Source organism: Williamsia sp. M5A3_1d (assembly GCF_053345315.1).
On record NZ_JBKEZX010000005.1, the window covers coordinates 45,147 to 61,050 of the forward strand.

Genomic DNA, 15,904 nt, shown 5'->3' on the forward strand with positions numbered 1-15,904 from the left:
GGCGCACCACAGGCAGGGACGCACAGACAACGAAACCCCGCACCTCCCATGGGATGTGCGGGGTTTCGTCGTGACGCGTGTCTACTTACCGGCCACCGAGACGTACTTGCGGGTCGGCTCGAGCAATTTGTTGGACCCGTCGAACTCCAGGATCCCGTAGGAACCGATCGACGGTTCACCCGCCTCGTTGAAGTCGAGGGTTCCGGTGACACCGTCGTAGTCGATGTCGCGGCCCTGGTTCACCAGGTCGAGACACGCCTTGTACGAGGTGCACTTCTCGCCACCGGAGGTGACCGAGTTGATCTGGGCTGCGATCGATCGTCCGTTGGTCGACTTCGCCTGCGCCGCAGCCAGGGCGGTGATCACCGTGGCGTCGTAGCTCTCACCGGCGTAGTTGTAGTCGATCAGCTTGGGATCGGCTTCCTTGAGCCGAGCCTGGAACTCCGCACCGGTGTTGGTCAGCGGCGTGGTGCCCTTCATGCCCTTGAGCAGTCCACCACCGACGGCCTCGCCGAGCGCGTTGCCCATGTTTCCGTCGACGCCGTAGACCGACTTGCCGTCCGTCGGCCCGATGCCCACCTCGTGCATCCGGGTGATGATCTTCGCGCTCTCGTCGAAGCCGATCACCGCGATGCCGTCGGGGTTGAAGTTCTTCACCTGGTCGACCTCGGCGTTGAACGACTGTGCGTTGGGGTCGTAGATGATCTTCTGGATCTGGTCGGCCGGGATACCGGCGGCCTCCAGGTTCTTCTGCGCCTGTTCGGCCAGACCGGTGCCGTACGGGTCGTTGAGCGCCAGCAGCGAGACACGCTGCACGCCGTCCTCGGCCATGGTCTGCGCGAGCGCCTGGCCCTGCAGGATGTCTGCGGGCGCGGTACGGAAGTACTGGCCCTTGTCCTTGTAGCAGGTGAACTCGTCGGAGGTGTTCGCAGGCGAGAACATCACGGCGCCTGCCGTGGCGATCTTGTCGAGGACCTTCAGCGACACCGACGACGACGCCGCGCCGACGATGACCTGCGCACCCGCACCGAGCTCACGGTCGACGGTGGCGCTGGCGGTGTCGGTGGTGGTGTCACCCGAGTCACCGGTGATCTCCTGGACCGGCTGACCGAGCACACCGCCGTTGGCGTTGATGTCGGTGACCGCCAACTTCACGCCTGCGAATTCCGGCGGTCCGAGGTAGGCGAGGCTGCCGGTGGCCGGCAACAGGGTGCCGACCTTCAGCGGTGCGGTGCTGACCGGACCGGGAGTGGCCTTCTCGACCCCTCCGGGACAGTTCAGCTTCTGCGACAGCCCCAGGCCCGCCGGGGCCGGGGTGGACTCGATGCTGACGCTTTCCGACGGGGCGCCTGAGCTGCCCCCGGAATCCCCGCTGTCGCTGCTGCTACACCCGGCGAGTGCCATTGCCGACACCGCTGCGATCACTGCACCACTCATGAGATGGCGACCCGACTTCACATTGTTCTCCTTGCGAAAAGACTTCCGAGGTGGCATGCAACAGCATCCGAACCGTGCCCCGGCTGGCCTCAAGCTAGCGTCCTCGTGTTGCCCGTGAGTAACATTCGCCGAAAACCGGCGGTCTCGTCAGGAGGATTCGCCGAGGGTCTCGATGACCACGTCGGCGACAACCTTCATGGTGGTGCGGCGGTCCATCGCCGCCCGCTGGATCCACTTGAACGCCTCGGGCTCCGTTAATGATTGACTGCTCATCAGCAATCCTTTGGCGCGTTCGACGAGCTTGCGGGTCTCCAAACGTTCGGTCATGTCGGCGATCTCGGTCTCGAGCGTGGTCAACTCGGTGTACCGACTGACGGCCACCTCGATGGCGGGGACGAGATCAGCCTTGCTGAACGGCTTCACGAGATAGGCGAGGGCCCCTGCGTCACGGGCCTTCTCGACGAAATCGCGCTGCGAGAACGCGGTGAGCATGACCACCGGGGCGAGTCGCTTCTGTGCGATCTCGGCGGCGGCGTCGATGCCGTCACGCACCGGCATCTTGATGTCCATGATCACGAGATCGGGTCGCAGCGACTCGGTCAGCTCCACAGCGATCTGCCCGTTGGGGGCCTCACCGACGACGTCGTACCCCTCCTCGCGGAGCATCTCCATCAGATCCATCCGGATCAACGAGTCGTCCTCGGCGACGAGCACCCGGTGCGGCGCGCGCGTCTGACCCGAGGGCTGGGAGGACGCGACCGACGCCGGCGTCGGCGGGGTCGGCGAGGCTGCAGTCACAAGAGGACCTCCACGATCAGATACCGGCCGACTGTCGACTGCCGGGTGAGGAATGGACAGTACCGGTTGGCAGCAGCGCGCGCCGATCCACTACCGTGGTCCCTCGTGCCACCCGCCGATCGCGGCGCAGGCAACAGACGCCCCCGTAGCCCAATTGGCAGAGGCAACGGATTCAAAACCCGTCCAGTGTCAGTTCGAGTCTGACCGGGGGCACTACGTACCTGCTGGCCAGGGCGTTTTACAAGAAGCCGACTTAGCCCACGCGGTGGCCATTCCACCCCCGGTGCTACCCAACCGGCGCGGCGTAACGCGGCGCTACCGCTCTAAGCGCTGGCATGATTGGCGCGTGGCGGATGAGAAGCGGTATCAGGTCTTTGTAAGTTCGACGTACACCGACCTGACTGAGGAACGCGCGGCCGTGATTCAGGCAATCCTCCGAATGGATCACCTACCAGCAGGAATGGAAATGTTTCCATCGGCCGACGAGAGCCAGTGGGAACTGATCGAGCAAGTCATTGACCAGAGTGATTACTACATCGTAGTAGTTGCAGGCCGGTATGGAAGCATTATCGACGCCGAAGGCATCAGTTACACCGAAAAGGAATACGACTACGCCGTGGATTCCGGGATTCCCGTACTTGGATTTGTCCATAAGCATCCGGGTCACATCCCAGCCGAAGACACTGATCTCGATAAAGATGCACAAGAGCTGCTCGACAAATTTCGCGATAAGGTAAAGTCCCGTCCCGTAAACTTCTTTGAATCGCCAGCGGAGTTAGGGGGCCTCATTGTAACAAGCTTAATGCAGGCGATAAAGAAAAAACCGGGCGTAGGCTGGGTGCGTGGCGACAAAGCAATGACCGTCGAGGTTGAGAAGGAAATTCTAGACCTTCGAAAGGATCTCGCAGCAGCAGAAAAAGCTCAGGAGGATGCCACGCGATCGCTGGTAGAGGATACTTCTCAACTCAAACAAGGCGAGGAGGAGATTACGATTCCCTATCGGTTGAACTACCGCCAGAACTACAAACGCTATTATCAGCAATCGCCTGTGACTGCTAGTTGGGACAAACTATTCTCAGGCATCGGACCGCTACTAATCGATGAGGCCTCGGTAAAGCAGGCACGAGAACGATGCGATAGCGAATTGGCGAAGCTTGTCTCCCAGGAGGACTTAGAAGTTCTCCCCAAAGACGCCGAGGACATCGGGACTACGCTGACGAACGAAAGCTGGGAAACGATCGAGTTTCAACTTCGCGCGTTGGGGCTGATTGACACAGGAGTTAAAAAAACGTGCCGTCCAGGACACAAATAAGTACTTGCGGCTCACCGAGAAAGGCTTACGCCACCTCGCGATCTTACGGGCAATTCGACGGACACCCGACAGTTCATCGACCGAATAGCTCAACCACATTCGGAGTGCCTGCCCACGCGATTCGGCCAACCGGTTCCGGTTCTGGAAAGGCGTTGGCCACGCCGCCATCCTCGCCGGGGATCCAGTCGCTGTAGGGTCAAGGGTCAACGGGTTACTGCCATGGCCGAGCCACTTCGACACCTGCATGAAGTGCACGCCCGCCAACAGCTGCATTGTCGCGAAGGTGTGCCGCGAGTAGTCGTGCACTCGCACACCGCGAACCGCCGTCTGTCCATCGCGTGCTGGTCGGTTTACCGGCAGTCCGGCCCGGACCAGCGCCGGGGCGAGGACCGTCTCAAACCACGTGCCCAGCTCGGTCAGGTGCGACCAGTGCGGCTCTGCCACAGCCGCCTTTCCCGGCACCCGGCGTTTCTTCGGCTCGGCCACAAGAGCGCGGTGGGCTCGTCTCCGCGGGGGTGCTCGGCGACGTAAGCGTGCATCCAATCGGCTAACCAAGACGGCAGCGGCACCGACCGTCGCGACTTGGGGGTGCTCGTTACCTGAGCCAGCCGCAGAGCGTACGTATTGGCGTCAATAATCTAACGCTACAGCGCGTTAGGTACCAACAGAAGAAGACAGGGACGATGTCAGATGTAGACGAGACAATGAACGGATGATGCGGAACTACCTAGATCAATCCGAGTGGATCGCCCTCACCAAGTGCCGGGTCGGCAAGCCAGACGGGGATCGGTACACCGATGTTCTCGACCTCGCGAGGGCGGCTGTAGAACGGGGGCAGGTGTCATTCATTCTGTCGTGTGCGCACTACTACGAGACTCAGCGCCGCGGGACAGGGCGCAGCCGTGGTGAACTCGGCGAGACGATGGCTGAACTGACCAAGTTTCACGCGATCGCCGCCGTTCAGAAAATTGTCCCGGCCGAGATTCGGGAGTACCTCACCGGCGACCCTCTGCGGTCACAAATCAACCTCTTCGGCGTCGGATTCAAGCACGCTTTCGGCACCGACCTAGATCTAGTCGCGGGCTTTGAGGTGATGAACGAGGACGCGTTACCGCCCGCCGTACGGGCAAAGGTCAAGGCGCGCATCCGCAACAAGGTCGAAGAGTTCATCTTAGCTGCCCCGGAGGAGGCACCGGATGCTGCCCGTAAGATGCTCGAAACGGCCTCTCAAATTCATGCCAGCTCGCAAGGCTTCGCCGACGGACAGGCCACGCTTGGCAAGGCAATTATCGAACAAAAATTGCGCGGCCGCCTCGACGACGTGGCGGTCATGTCAGAACTCGCAGACATTTTCGACCCGCTGATCGCCGAGTGTGACCGCAGCGAAGTCGACCTCGGGGGCCTGATCGGCAGCAAGGAGGCGCAATACGATCTTCTGAGGGGCATACCCAGCCGGTGGGTCATGAGCGAACTCCGCCGGGTTCGCTTACGGAACCCGCAACAACCCTGGACCCGCAACGATCTTAACGATCTACTGTTTCTGTCGACGGCAGTTCCCTACTGCGATGTCGTCGTGACCGAACGTCAGTGGGCCATGCACATCAACCAGTTGGGCCTGGCAGAGCAACACGACACCACGGTCTTACACGATCTAACAGATTTGACCGAGGTGCTTGTAACTGCTTCCCGGACTGACTGTTAGGCGCAGTTCGTCTCGCACGTCCCAAGCGCCGGCGATAGGCAGTGGACGGCAGCGCACCCGGCAACCCTCGGCCATGCTGTCGAAACTCTCTGTGAATCACCTCGGGTGATTCGCCGGGGGCACCGAGGTCCGCCGGCCGGGCGGACCACATCCGGAGCGCCATTGCCTCCAAGCCAGATCACTCCCTGTCCTTGCTACGCCAGTTCCGTTCGAAGGGCAGACGCCAGGCGTGCGGGGCGATCAACTGGTGGATCGAGTTGGGCCCCCAGGAACCCGGGCTGTAGCTGCGCACCGGCGGCGGGTCGGCCAGCAGGGGCGCGGAGACCTCCCACAGTCGCTCGATGCCCTCGGCGGTCGTGTAGAGCGTCCGGTCACCCTTCATCGCGTCGAGGATGAGTCGTTCGTAGGCCTCGAGCACCAATCCCGCGTGCTCGTGGTCGCTCATGCCGAACTGCAGGCTCAGCTTGTCGAGCTTCATCCCCGGCCCCGGGCGCTTGCCGTAGAACGACAGCGACACCTTGAACACGTCGGCGAGGTCGAACGTCAGGTGGTCGGGGCCGTGCTGTCCCACGCCGGACCCACTGGGGAACATGCTCTTCGGTGGTTCCCGGAACCCGATCGAGATGATGCGCTGGCCGTCTCCGAGCGACTTGCCGGTCCGCAGATAGAACGGCACACCGGCCCAGCGCCAGTTGTCGATACCGCACTCGAGTGCGATGAAGGTCTCGGTCTCGGAATCCGACGACACGCCGGGCTCGTCGCGGTAGCCGATGTACTGGCCCCGCACCACGTCGGCGGGGTCGAGCGGCTTCATCGACCGGAACACCTTGTTCTTCTCCTCGCCGATGGGCCCGGGTGCGAGCGCGGTCGGCGGTTCCATCGCCACGAACGCGAGGATCTGGAACAGGTGGGTCACCACCATGTCGCGGAACGCGCCGGTCGACTCGTAGAACTGGGCACGGCCCTCCAGCGTCAACGTCTCGGGCACGTCGATCTGGACGTAGCTGATGAAGTTGCGGTTCCAGATGGGTTCGAACAACCCGTTGGCGAAACGGAACGCCAGGATGTTCTGCGCCGACTCCTTTCCGAGGAAGTGGTCGATCCGATAGATCTGGTCCTCGTCGAACCAGGTGTGGATCGATGCGTTCAACCTCCGCGCACTCTCGAGGTCGGTTCCGAAGGGCTTCTCCATGATCACCCGCGAGTTCGCCACGAGGTCGGCTTCGTGGAGCATCTCGAGCACCGCCATCGCGGCCCTGGGCGGCACGCTGAGGTAATGCAGCAGGCGGGGCGATCCACCGATCGTCGCCGCGGCGGCCTTCACGACCTCCGCCAGCGCCCCCGGACCGTCACCCTGCGGGATGTAGGTGACCGAGGTGACGAACTCGTCGACGGCCTCGTCGGTCAGGCTGCGGCTGGAGAACTCGTGGCAGGCCGCGCGGGCGATCGCCTGGAACTCGGCGGTGTCGATGTCGTCGAGCGAGGTGCCGACCACCCGGATCGCCGGGGTCAGCTTCGACATGGACAGATGGAACAGGCCGGGCAGCAACTTCCGGCGGGCCAGATCACCGGTGGCGCCGAACAACACCACCACGTGGGGATCGACATCGCCGGGGTGGTCACGGTCCGGATCACGGCCTGGGGAATCGGTCACCGCCCGATCGTCCCACCCGGACGGCGAGACGGCAGGACGACCAGTGCGCAGTCGGTCCGGCCGGGGTGGTCCGGTCAGTCCAGACGCTGGATCGACTCGATCCCGCCCAGGATGATGTCGACCGAGGTTTCGATCACCTTGTCGTCGGGTACCTGGCCGTGCATCAACGCAGGACAGACCACCACACCCGAGAGCAGATGGATCGCCGCCTCGGCGATCACATCGTCGGCGATGCGCGCGAACATGGCGCGCGCCACGCCCTCGCCGTCGGCGATCAATCGCGTGCGGATCTCGGCGATCTCCTCCACCGAGGTCCCCCACTGCGCGAGGACGATGAGGATCCGGTCGAGCTTGATGTCGACCACGGCCGCGCGGAACTCCCGGAGTTCGTTGATCAGGTCGGTACGGATGTCGCCGGTGGGCACCGAGTGCGGCATGTCCCCCAGCGCGTCGAGTGCGAGGCCCACCAGGTCGATCTTCGACGGCCAGTGGGTGTACAGCGTCGTCTTCGAGTACCCCGCGACCCGCGCGATGTGGGCGTGCGAGACGGCGTCCCATCCCTCTTGTGTCAGGACTTCCAGAGCGGCGCGAGACACGTCACCCCGGGTGCGCGCCACACGCGCGTCCTCAGATGTGTCGGTCATGTCCTCAGCTCTACGGGTCGATGGGGCTCCTCCACTGTCTCACCCGCGGGGAGTGTCACCACTCCACCGTCGCACGTTTTTCCGATGCAAACCTATTGAACCGGGAGACCGATACTGTACTGTTAGGTCAGAAGTAACGGGTCTGGCGTGGAAAACCAACGGCGCCAACACCTTTGGTCTGGTGTGCCGCCCACACCCTCCATCATCGTTTCACGTGCCGGCCGTCGAGACCTGCTTTTCGGGTTCGTTCCGCCGCCGACTCCTCACCCACACCCCGTGAAAGGCCCCCATGCCCGCAATCCTGTTCGGCTCCATCAGCACACTCGCCGACACCTCTGAGCTGCAACGCCAGGCCTTCAACCAGGCCTTCGCCGAGCACGATCTCGACTGGACCTGGACCCGCGACGACTATGTCGGCATGCTCGGATCGAACGGCGGGGCCGATCGCATCGCCCAGTACGCCTCGACACGCGGCGACGACGTCGATGCCGCCGCTGTACACGCGACCAAGTCGCGCATCTTCCAGTCGCTGATCGCCGACGCCGGTCTCCGACCGCGTCAGGGCGTGGTCGAGACCGTGGAGTCCGCGAAGTCCGACGGCGTGAAGCTCGGGTTCGTCACGACCACGTCGCGGGAGAACATCACCGCACTGCTCAACGCCCTCTCCCCTGCCATCAGCGCCGACACCTTCGACATCATCGTCGACTCCGACAGTGTCGAGACCCCCAAGCCCGACGCCGCGGCGTACCGCTTCGCACTCGCCGAACTCGGTGAGCAGGCGGGCCACGCCGTCGCGATCGAGGACAACGAGGGCGGCGTCGCCTCCGCCGGCGCCGCCGACGTGCGCTGCATCGCTTTCCCCAACGAGAACACCGCCGACGGCGACTTCGGCTCCGCCGTCGAGGTCGTCGAGGTCCTCGACTCCGCTCGCGTGCGCGAGCTCGCCGCCGGCACCGCCTGATCCCCCACCCCCCGTCAACTCCGCCGCCGAACTCTCGCGCGGCACACATCCTGGAGCACCACAGTGAGCAATCTGCAAGCACAGGTCACCTCGACCGATCGCGCCTTCCACGTCGAGGGCTACGAGAAGATCGAATACGACCTGATCTACGTCGACGGCGTGTTCGCCGTCGACAACACCGAACTGGCCGACAGCTACCGCCCGTACGGACGTGCGTTGATGGTCATCGACGAGACCGTCCTGTCGCTGTACGAGGACTCGATCCGCACCTACTTCGACCATCACGGCCTCGACCTGCACGTGGTGCCGGTGCAGATCCGCGAGACCGCCAAGTCGCTGGAGACCTTCGAGACCATCGTCGGCGAGTTCGACGCGTTCGGCCTGGTCCGTACCGAGCCCGTCCTCGTCGTCGGCGGCGGCCTCACCACCGACGTCGCCGGATACGCCTGCGCGAGCTACCGCCGCAACACCCCCTACATCCGTATCCCCACCACACTCATCGGCCTCATCGACGCGAGCGTGTCGATCAAGGTCGCGGTCAACTACGGCAAGCACAAGAACCGTCTCGGCGCCTACCACGCGTCGCAGAAGGTGCTGCTCGACTTCTCGTTCCTCGCAACACTTCCCGAGGACCAGGTCCGCAACGGCATGGCCGAGCTGATCAAGATCTCGGTGGTCGGCAACTCCGAGATCTTCGACATGCTCGACGAGCACGGTCCCGATCTCCTGCGCACCCGCTTCGGCCACCTCGACGGATCCGCCGAGCTGCGCGCGGTGGGCGACCGGCTCACCTACGCCGCGATCGCCACCATGCTCGATCTCGAGGCACCCAACCTCCACGAGATCGATCTCGATCGCGTGATCGCGTTCGGGCACACGTGGAGCCCGACCCTCGAGCTCACCCCCCCGGCGCCGTTCTTCCACGGCCACGCGATCAACATCGACATGGCGTTGTCGACGACCCTGGCCGAGCAGCGCGGACACCTCACGGTGGCCGAACGCGATCGCGTGCTCGGTGTCATGAGCCGGCTCGGTCTCGCCCTCGACAGCGAATTCCTCACCGCCGAGCTCCTCGCCGAGGCGACCGGTTCGATCCTCAAGACCCGCGACGGCCTGCTGCGCGCCGCCATCCCCGACCCCATCGGTAGCTGCCGTTTCCTCAACGACGTGACGACCGACGAGTTGGCCGACGCGCTGCAGATGCACAAGAAGCTGGTGGAGGAGTTCGATCGGGCCGGCGACGGTGTCGACATGTTCACCGGTGCGCATGACTGATACCCACCCCGCGGAGGTGTCGACACCGGCCGTGCCGCGGCCGGTCACGCCGTCGACGATCCTCGCCGAGGTGGTGCGCGACATGCGCGAGCAGCTGGAGGCGATCGACGGACTCGATCGGTCGATCATCGCCTCGGCGACGCGTGCCGAGGCACTCGCCGCCGGGCTCGACCCCTACCTGGATCTGTGCACCACCGCGGAGTCCGAGGCGCTGGCCGACCTGGCCCGGCGCACAGCGCACCGCGACTGGGATGCGAACCCGTCCTCGATACCCGAGGTGCGACTCGAGCAGGAGATGCTGTCGGGACACGTGGAGGGCCAGGCACTGAAGTTCCTGGTGTTCGCATGCTCCGCGCGGCGCGTGCTCGAGATCGGGATGTTCACCGGCTACTCTGCGCTCGCGATGGCCGAGGAGCTCGGCGAGGGCAGCGAGGTGGTGGCGTGCGAGATCGACGCCGAGGTGGCGGCCTTCGCACGTGACTGTTTCGACCGTTCGCCGGTGGGTGACCGGATCGCGATCGAGGTGGGGCCGGCGGGTGACACGCTGCGGCGTCTCGACGACCGATGCCGTGCCGGCGAGATCGCGCCGTTCGATTTCGTGTTCATCGATGCCGACAAGCCGGGGTATCTCGACTACCTCGACACCCTGCTGGAGGGGTCGCTGCTCGCTCCCCGGGCACTGATCGCCGTCGACAACACCCTGCTCCAGGGCGAGCCCTACGCGACCGGCGCCACCCCGTCGGTGAACGGCTCGGCGGTCGCGACGTTCAATGCCGCACTCACCTACGACAACCGTGTCGAGCAGGTGGTGCTGCCCCTGCGCGACGGGCTCACCCTGATCCGTCGGGTGCCGGACCGCGCGCGGTGACATCACTGCGTGAGGCCGACGCCGCGCGCACCCTCGCGGTGCTGGCGGCGTTGACGGTGACCCTCCCGGTGGACGCAGCCGTAGTGGGAGGCGCCTGGGTGATGGGTCGCGTACGTTCGGGCCGGACAGGCGAACCGGCGCGGCCCGTACACCGCAAGACGATTCTGGTGACCGGGGGCAAGATGACCAAGGCCCTGGCACTCGCTCGCGCCTTCCACGCCGCCGGCCACCGGGTGGTGCTGGTCGAGTCGACGAAGTACCGCTGGACCGGACACCGGTTCTCACGAGCCGTCGACGCCTTCCACTGCACACCCGAGCCGACCGCATCCGGCTACGCGGAAGCGTTGCGCGACATCGTGGTCCGCGAGGGCGTCGACGTGGTGGTGCCCGTCTCGAGTCCTGCGTCGAGCATCCACGAGGCCGCCGCCCGCAGCATCCTCGACGCACACTGCGAGGTCGTCCACGGCGACGAGAAGACGGTGCACATGCTCGACGACAAAGACGAGTTCTCCGCCCACGCAGCAGCGTTGGGGTTGGCGGTCCCGCACTTCGCGCGCATCACCGACCCCGCGCAGATCGACGACTTCGACTTCCGTCCGGGCCGCGAGTACATCCTCAAGAGGATCGCCTACAACCCCGTGGGCCGGATGGACCTCACCCGGTTACGTGGCGAGACACCGAGAGAGAACGCCGCATTCGCCGCCCGCCTGGGGATCTCGGCCGACGACCCGTGGATCCTCCAGGAATTCATCGCCGGCACCGAGTACTGCACCCACGGCACCGTGCGTGACGGTCGGTTGCAGGTGTACGCCTGCTGTGAGTCGTCGGCCTTCCAGATCAACTACGAGATGGTCGACAAGCCCGACATCCGCCGATGGGTCGAGACCTTCCTCGCACCGCTCGACCTCACCGGACAGGCCTCCTTCGACTTCATCGAGGCCTCCGACGGCACCGTCTACGCCATCGAGTGCAACCCCCGAACCCATTCGGCGATCACGATGTTCTACGACCACCCCGACGTGTCGGCCGCGTATCTCACCGACGACCATCCGACCGTGGTCCCCACCGCGTCGTCGCGCCCGACACACTGGATCTACCACGAACTGTGGCGTCTGCTCACCGAACGTGGACGACGCGCGCGGCTCGTGAGCATCCTCCGCAGCACCGACGCCATCTTCGACCGCGACGACCCGCTGCCGTTCCTGATGGTGCACCACCTGCAGATCCCGTCCCTGTTGGTGAAGAACCTGCGGGCCCGACGAGGGTGGAGTCGAATCGATTTCAACATCGGCAAGCTGGTGGAGAACGGCGGTGACTGACCTCTTGACCACATCGCGTCGCACCCTGGTGCTGCACCTCGTGGGTTCCCCGGTCGACGACGCCTTCGCCGACCTGTCCCGCCTCTACGCGTCGGGGTGTCTGTCGGCGCTGCGGGCGGACACGCGATACGACAATCGGATCGCCCACGTGGCACCCGGCGGTGCGTGGTCGTTCCCAGACGACCTGACCGCCGCCGCGATCGACGGTGCCGAGGCGATGTCCGCGGGTCGGGCGCTGGCGATGATCGAGTCGTGGGGGGTCGACGTCGTCGTCCCGCAGATGTTCTGCCGTCCCGGGATGACCTCGTACCGTTCGGTGTTCGACGTGCTGGGAATCGGGCGGCTCGGGAACTCGGGCGAGGTGATGGCCATCGCCGCCGACAAGGCGACGACCCGAGCGATCGTCGCGGCCGCGGGAGTCAGGGTGCCCGACGGCGAGGTGGTCCGGCGCGGCGAGACGCCGACCCTGCCGGTGCCCGTGGTCGTGAAGCCGGTCGACGCGGACAACTCCGACGGCGTGACGCTGGTGCGGGATGTCGCAGAACTGCCCGCGGCGCTCGATGTCGCGCTGGCACTGGGCGATTCCGCACTGGTGGAGACCTATGTCGAGCTGGGCCGCGAGGTGCGGTGCGGAATCATCGTGCGCGACGGTGAACTCGTCTGCCTCCCGCTCGAGGAGTACTCCGTCGATCCCGAGACCAAACCGATCCGCGACCGCGCCGACAAGCTCGCGCGGTCCGACGACGGTGACCTGTACCTCGTCGCGAAGGACGCCGAGCACGCCTGGATCGTGGACGACGACGATCCCATCGTCGCCGTGGTGCACGAGGCCGCGCGCCGGTGCCACCGCGCGCTCGGCTGCCGGCACCACAGCCTGTTCGACTTCCGGATCGACCCCGACGGGAAGCCCTACTTCCTCGAGGCCGGACCGTACTGCTCCTTCGCCCCGGGAAGCGTGATCGCGGTGATGGCCAAGGCCGGGGGGATCGAACTCGACGAGGTGTTCGCCATCGCACTCGCAGAACTACGCGCCGAAGAGGAGAAACGTTGAAGCACACCACGTTGACGCCGCTGGGCGCACAGGTGACCGACATCCGCGTGGGGGCACTCGACCCCACCGACGTCGCCGAGTTGCGGGCGCTGCTCGCCGAACACGGGGTGATCGTCCTGCCCGATCAGGACATCGACGACGACGCCTTCCTCGCCTTTCTCCGAAGCTTCGGCGAGACGGTGTTCACCGTCGGGGAGACCCCGGTACCCGGGCGGCCGGAACTGAACGTGATCAGCAACGTGGGACGCTCCACGCCACCGCGTTCGCAGTTCCACGTCGACACCAGCTACGTCCGCAACCCGCCGGCCTACACGGCTTTACGGGCCGTCGACGTGCCCGCAGAAGGCGGTCAGACCCTCTTCAGCAACCAGTACCGGGCGTTCGAGTCGCTACCGGAGATGGTGCGCGAGGACCTGTCCGAGCGGATGGTGACCCATGTGGTGACCGGCCTCGAACTCGACGACGACGCCGAGACCTCGGCGGTGCACCCCCTGTGTGCGACGCATCCGATCTCAGGCCGGACCGCGCTGTACCTCTCGACACCGCAGCGATGCGCCGAGGTCAGCGGGCTCAGCGAGGAGGAGGCCGCCGACACCGTGGCGTCGCTCCTCGAACACAGCACCCGAGAGGACAACGTCCTCGCCCACCGGTGGTCGCCGAACGATGTCGTGATGTGGGACAACCGGTGTGTGATGCACAAGGCCGATCATTCCGGCGTGGTGGGCGATCGCGTCATGCACCGCGGGATGGTGGCCGGATAGCCGATGTCGCGCTGAGGTTTGACCCGGGCATCGGCGGGTATCCCGGACACACGGGTGTCGGCGCAACGGCACCGTGGACGTCGACGTCAGAGGTGACAGTGCTCCTCACATCCCCTTCCTCCTCTCTCCATCCCCCCGTCGCCCCTCATGTGGCGCCGAATGACCTCCTGCCCCATCGGTTCGCGCTGGGCGACTCGGTGTACGCACCGCAGGAGGATTCCTTCCTGCTCATCGAGGCGATGCGCGTCGAGATCGCCGCGATCGCGGGCGCCCGAGTCCTCGACCTGTGTTGTGGAAGTGGTGTCATCGGTATCGCGGCGGCGCGACTGGGTGCGCGGGAGGTGGTGTCGTTCGACATCAATCCCGAGGCCGTCCGCAGCACGACGCAGAACGCTGCGAGCGCGGGCGTGGTGGTCGATGCGCGGCAGGGTTCGATCGCCGACGCACTCGCGGCGGGCCCCTTCGATGTCGTGCTCAGCAACCCGCCGTACGTCCCGACACCGGACGACACGGAGATCGGCGGCGACATGACGGCCAGCGCATGGGATGCCGGTTCCGACGGTCGTTCGGTTCTCGATCCGCTCTGCGGGGCGGTTCCCGACCTGCTGACGCCGCACGGTATGTGTGTGATCGTGCATTCGGAGACCTCGGGAGTCGAGACGACCATCGCGATGTTGGAAGACGGTGGATTGACTGCCGAGACAGTCGCGTCCGGCCACATCCCGCTCGGGCCGGTGTTGACCGAACGAGCGGAGTGGTTGAGTCGCAGCGGTCTGCTCCCGGTGGGCGCACGATCGGAGATGCTGGCCGTGATCCGGGGGCGTCGATGAGTGAACGGCGGACGGTGCGCATGGTGCCGGGCGGCCCGGTGATGGTGCAGGGGCCGGTTCGTATCGAGATGCCCGACGGGGCGGTGGTGGAGTCCGATCGCTTCCTGGTGGCGATCTGCGCGTGCAAGCGCAGCAAGACGTTCCCGTTGTGCGACACCAGTCATCGCCGCCGCGCACGCATGACCGACTGAACGCGGCGCGCTCACGCAATCAGGACAGGTCGATCGCCGCCTCGCCGCGCTGCCAGCACGACATCATGTGGTCGGCGAGTCGGTTCTCAACGAAATCGAACGCCCGCATCCCGAACAGGACATCATCGTGCAGTTCGGGTTCACGAGTGATGAGGTCACCGACCACATCGGTCCGCATGACCTGTTCATGGACGGCGTCGGCCTCGACGTGCTCGAGGTAGAACGCTGCGCACTCGGTCGGTGCCTCGAGTCGGACGAGAGCCTCGGCGAGGCGTCGTGACCCGGGCGACGATGTGATCTCGGTGGCCGCGAGGTGGCCGACGGCCGCACCGCGCAGCGCACGGTGCAGGCCGAACATCGACATCAGGTTGACCGTCACCAACGCAGGCGCCGGCGCCCGGTCGAGGTAGCCCAGATACGTGGCGTCGAGGTCGGCGGCGACCATCAGGTCGGCGAACAGCTGCTGATGCATCCGGTCGCCCCGTCCACCGCCGTACTCGTCGAACTCGACGGCGACGAACGCCGCCTTGCTCCGACCGGTCAGCCGCGGGATCGCCCACGCGTGCGGATCCGCCTCCTTGAGGTGGTACAGCGACCGCAGCGCGAGGTACTGACGCATCTGGTCCCAGGTGCCCTCGTCGCGCAGGAGATACGAGGGGCCGGTGCCGTCGATGGGCTCCACCGACATCGCCGACATCTCCCGGTCGACGTCGTCATCCTGGCCGATGGGCTCGATGCCGGCGTCGAGCGCAGTGCGGAAGCGGTTCTCGAGACGGCGTCGGAAGCCCAACAGACTCGGATCCCACTCCCATTCGGGGTCGACTCCGGCAAACCCCCGGTAGTGCAGCTCGTAACAGCTGTACAGCGCCAGGTGCAGATCGATGCCGAGGGGATCGGCCTCGTCGATGACGGCGTCCAGCCCGGCCAGAGGGGAGTCCGTGACAGGGCCGCCGACCTCATGGCCGTCGGCGAGAAGCTCGCTCACGGCCGTGGACAGGCGGCCGCGCCCCACGGGTACGGCCGGTCCGATCGATCGGACCGATTCATCGATCACCAAGCTCACGAATTCTCCCCATTCGTCGATGTGCGTGCACGGCCGTC

The 15,904-nt window shown here is 65.4% G+C and carries 15 protein-coding genes and 1 tRNA gene; 11 read left to right on the forward strand and 5 right to left on the reverse strand.

The annotated features are described in order from the left end of the window. Positions 1-81 precede the first annotated feature (81 nt). Both ACLBW1_RS20535 and ACLBW1_RS20540 read right to left on the reverse strand, forming a co-directional pair. Positions 82-1,404, reverse strand: a complete 1,323-nt coding sequence (locus tag ACLBW1_RS20535) for an ABC transporter substrate-binding protein (RefSeq protein ID WP_447813673.1) — start codon at positions 1,402-1,404, stop codon at positions 82-84. A gap of 180 nt (positions 1,405-1,584) precedes the next feature. Then, entirely contained in the window at positions 1,585-2,151 is a 567-nt protein-coding gene (locus ACLBW1_RS20540; RefSeq protein ID WP_447813732.1) for an ANTAR domain-containing response regulator, read from the reverse strand. A 223-nt stretch (positions 2,152-2,374) separates the two neighbouring features. Here ACLBW1_RS20540 and ACLBW1_RS20545 point away from each other — a divergent pair. From ACLBW1_RS20545 to ACLBW1_RS20555, 3 genes are all read left to right on the forward strand, one after another. Then, positions 2,375-2,448 (forward strand) — tRNA-Leu (locus tag ACLBW1_RS20545). 133 nt (positions 2,449-2,581) lie between these two features. Further along, positions 2,582-3,547 (forward strand): DUF4062 domain-containing protein, encoded by a 966-nt coding sequence (locus ACLBW1_RS20550; protein ID WP_447813674.1) that lies wholly within the window; start codon positions 2,582-2,584, stop codon positions 3,545-3,547. Positions 3,548-4,259: 712 nt separating this feature from the next. Beyond that, positions 4,260-5,249 carry a hypothetical protein gene (locus ACLBW1_RS20555; protein WP_447813675.1) on the forward strand — a complete coding sequence of 330 codons (990 nt, stop codon included), beginning with the start codon at positions 4,260-4,262 and terminating at the stop codon, positions 5,247-5,249. A gap of 178 nt (positions 5,250-5,427) precedes the next feature. Here ACLBW1_RS20555 and zwf read toward each other — a convergent pair whose 3' ends face one another. Both zwf and ACLBW1_RS20565 read right to left on the reverse strand, forming a co-directional pair. Continuing rightward, positions 5,428-6,903 (reverse strand): glucose-6-phosphate dehydrogenase, encoded by a 1,476-nt coding sequence (gene zwf, locus ACLBW1_RS20560; protein ID WP_447813676.1) that lies wholly within the window; start codon positions 6,901-6,903, stop codon positions 5,428-5,430. Positions 6,904-6,977: 74 nt separating this feature from the next. Further along, the gene (locus ACLBW1_RS20565; protein WP_447813677.1) at positions 6,978-7,547 is read right to left on the reverse strand and encodes a TetR/AcrR family transcriptional regulator; all 570 of its coding nucleotides are present in this window, start codon (positions 7,545-7,547) and stop codon (positions 6,978-6,980) included. 289 nt (positions 7,548-7,836) lie between these two features. Here ACLBW1_RS20565 and ACLBW1_RS20570 point away from each other — a divergent pair, with 289 nt between their 5' ends. The 8 genes from ACLBW1_RS20570 (at position 7,837) to ACLBW1_RS20605 (ending at position 14,803) form a co-directional block, all read left to right on the forward strand. Then, a complete protein-coding gene (locus ACLBW1_RS20570) occupies positions 7,837-8,508 on the forward strand; it encodes an HAD family hydrolase (protein ID WP_447813678.1) in 672 nt (223 codons plus the stop codon). A gap of 63 nt (positions 8,509-8,571) precedes the next feature. Beyond that, positions 8,572-9,783, forward strand: coding sequence for a sedoheptulose 7-phosphate cyclase (locus ACLBW1_RS20575; protein ID WP_447813679.1), 1,212 nt, complete (start codon positions 8,572-8,574; stop codon positions 9,781-9,783). Continuing rightward, entirely contained in the window at positions 9,776-10,651 is an 876-nt protein-coding gene (locus ACLBW1_RS20580) for an O-methyltransferase (RefSeq protein WP_447813680.1), read from the forward strand. The genes ACLBW1_RS20575 and ACLBW1_RS20580 overlap by 8 nt, the downstream gene beginning before the upstream one ends. Further along, the gene (locus tag ACLBW1_RS20585; protein WP_447813681.1) at positions 10,648-11,970 is read left to right on the forward strand and encodes an ATP-grasp enzyme; all 1,323 of its coding nucleotides are present in this window, start codon (positions 10,648-10,650) and stop codon (positions 11,968-11,970) included. The genes ACLBW1_RS20580 and ACLBW1_RS20585 overlap by 4 nt, the downstream gene beginning before the upstream one ends. After that, the gene (locus tag ACLBW1_RS20590; protein WP_447813682.1) at positions 11,963-13,021 is read left to right on the forward strand and encodes a D-alanine--D-alanine ligase family protein; all 1,059 of its coding nucleotides are present in this window, start codon (positions 11,963-11,965) and stop codon (positions 13,019-13,021) included. The genes ACLBW1_RS20585 and ACLBW1_RS20590 overlap by 8 nt, the downstream gene beginning before the upstream one ends. Continuing rightward, positions 13,018-13,782, forward strand: a complete 765-nt coding sequence (locus ACLBW1_RS20595; RefSeq protein ID WP_447813683.1) for a TauD/TfdA dioxygenase family protein — start codon at positions 13,018-13,020, stop codon at positions 13,780-13,782. Before ACLBW1_RS20590 ends, ACLBW1_RS20595 begins: the two co-directional genes overlap by 4 nt. 149 nt (positions 13,783-13,931) lie before the next feature. Then, positions 13,932-14,612: a HemK2/MTQ2 family protein methyltransferase gene (locus tag ACLBW1_RS20600; RefSeq protein ID WP_447813684.1), complete on the forward strand. Its 681-nt coding sequence runs from the start codon at positions 13,932-13,934 to the stop codon at positions 14,610-14,612. Beyond that, a complete protein-coding gene (locus ACLBW1_RS20605) occupies positions 14,609-14,803 on the forward strand; it encodes a CDGSH iron-sulfur domain-containing protein (RefSeq protein ID WP_447813685.1) in 195 nt (64 codons plus the stop codon). The genes ACLBW1_RS20600 and ACLBW1_RS20605 overlap by 4 nt, the downstream gene beginning before the upstream one ends. A 19-nt stretch (positions 14,804-14,822) precedes the next feature. Here ACLBW1_RS20605 and ACLBW1_RS20610 read toward each other — a convergent pair whose 3' ends face one another. Further along, positions 14,823-15,866: an iron-containing redox enzyme family protein gene (locus ACLBW1_RS20610; protein WP_447813686.1), complete on the reverse strand. Its 1,044-nt coding sequence runs from the start codon at positions 15,864-15,866 to the stop codon at positions 14,823-14,825. Between the last annotated feature and the right edge of the window lie 38 nt (positions 15,867-15,904).

What these genes read in the sequence shown, in the direction of transcription:
- ACLBW1_RS20535 (WP_447813673.1), bottom strand. Translation starts at nt 1,404, where the DNA reads ATGGCACTCGCCGGGTGTAGCAGCAGCGACAGCGGGGATTCCGGGGGC.
- ACLBW1_RS20555 (WP_447813675.1), top strand. Translation starts at nt 4,260, where the DNA reads ATGATGCGGAACTACCTAGATCAATCCGAGTGGATCGCCCTCACCAAG.
- ACLBW1_RS20565 (WP_447813677.1), bottom strand. Translation starts at nt 7,547, where the DNA reads ATGACCGACACATCTGAGGACGCGCGTGTGGCGCGCACCCGGGGTGAC.
- ACLBW1_RS20570 (WP_447813678.1), top strand. Translation starts at nt 7,837, where the DNA reads ATGCCCGCAATCCTGTTCGGCTCCATCAGCACACTCGCCGACACCTCT.
- ACLBW1_RS20580 (WP_447813680.1), top strand. Translation starts at nt 9,776, where the DNA reads ATGACTGATACCCACCCCGCGGAGGTGTCGACACCGGCCGTGCCGCGG.
- ACLBW1_RS20605 (WP_447813685.1), top strand. Translation starts at nt 14,609, where the DNA reads ATGAGTGAACGGCGGACGGTGCGCATGGTGCCGGGCGGCCCGGTGATG.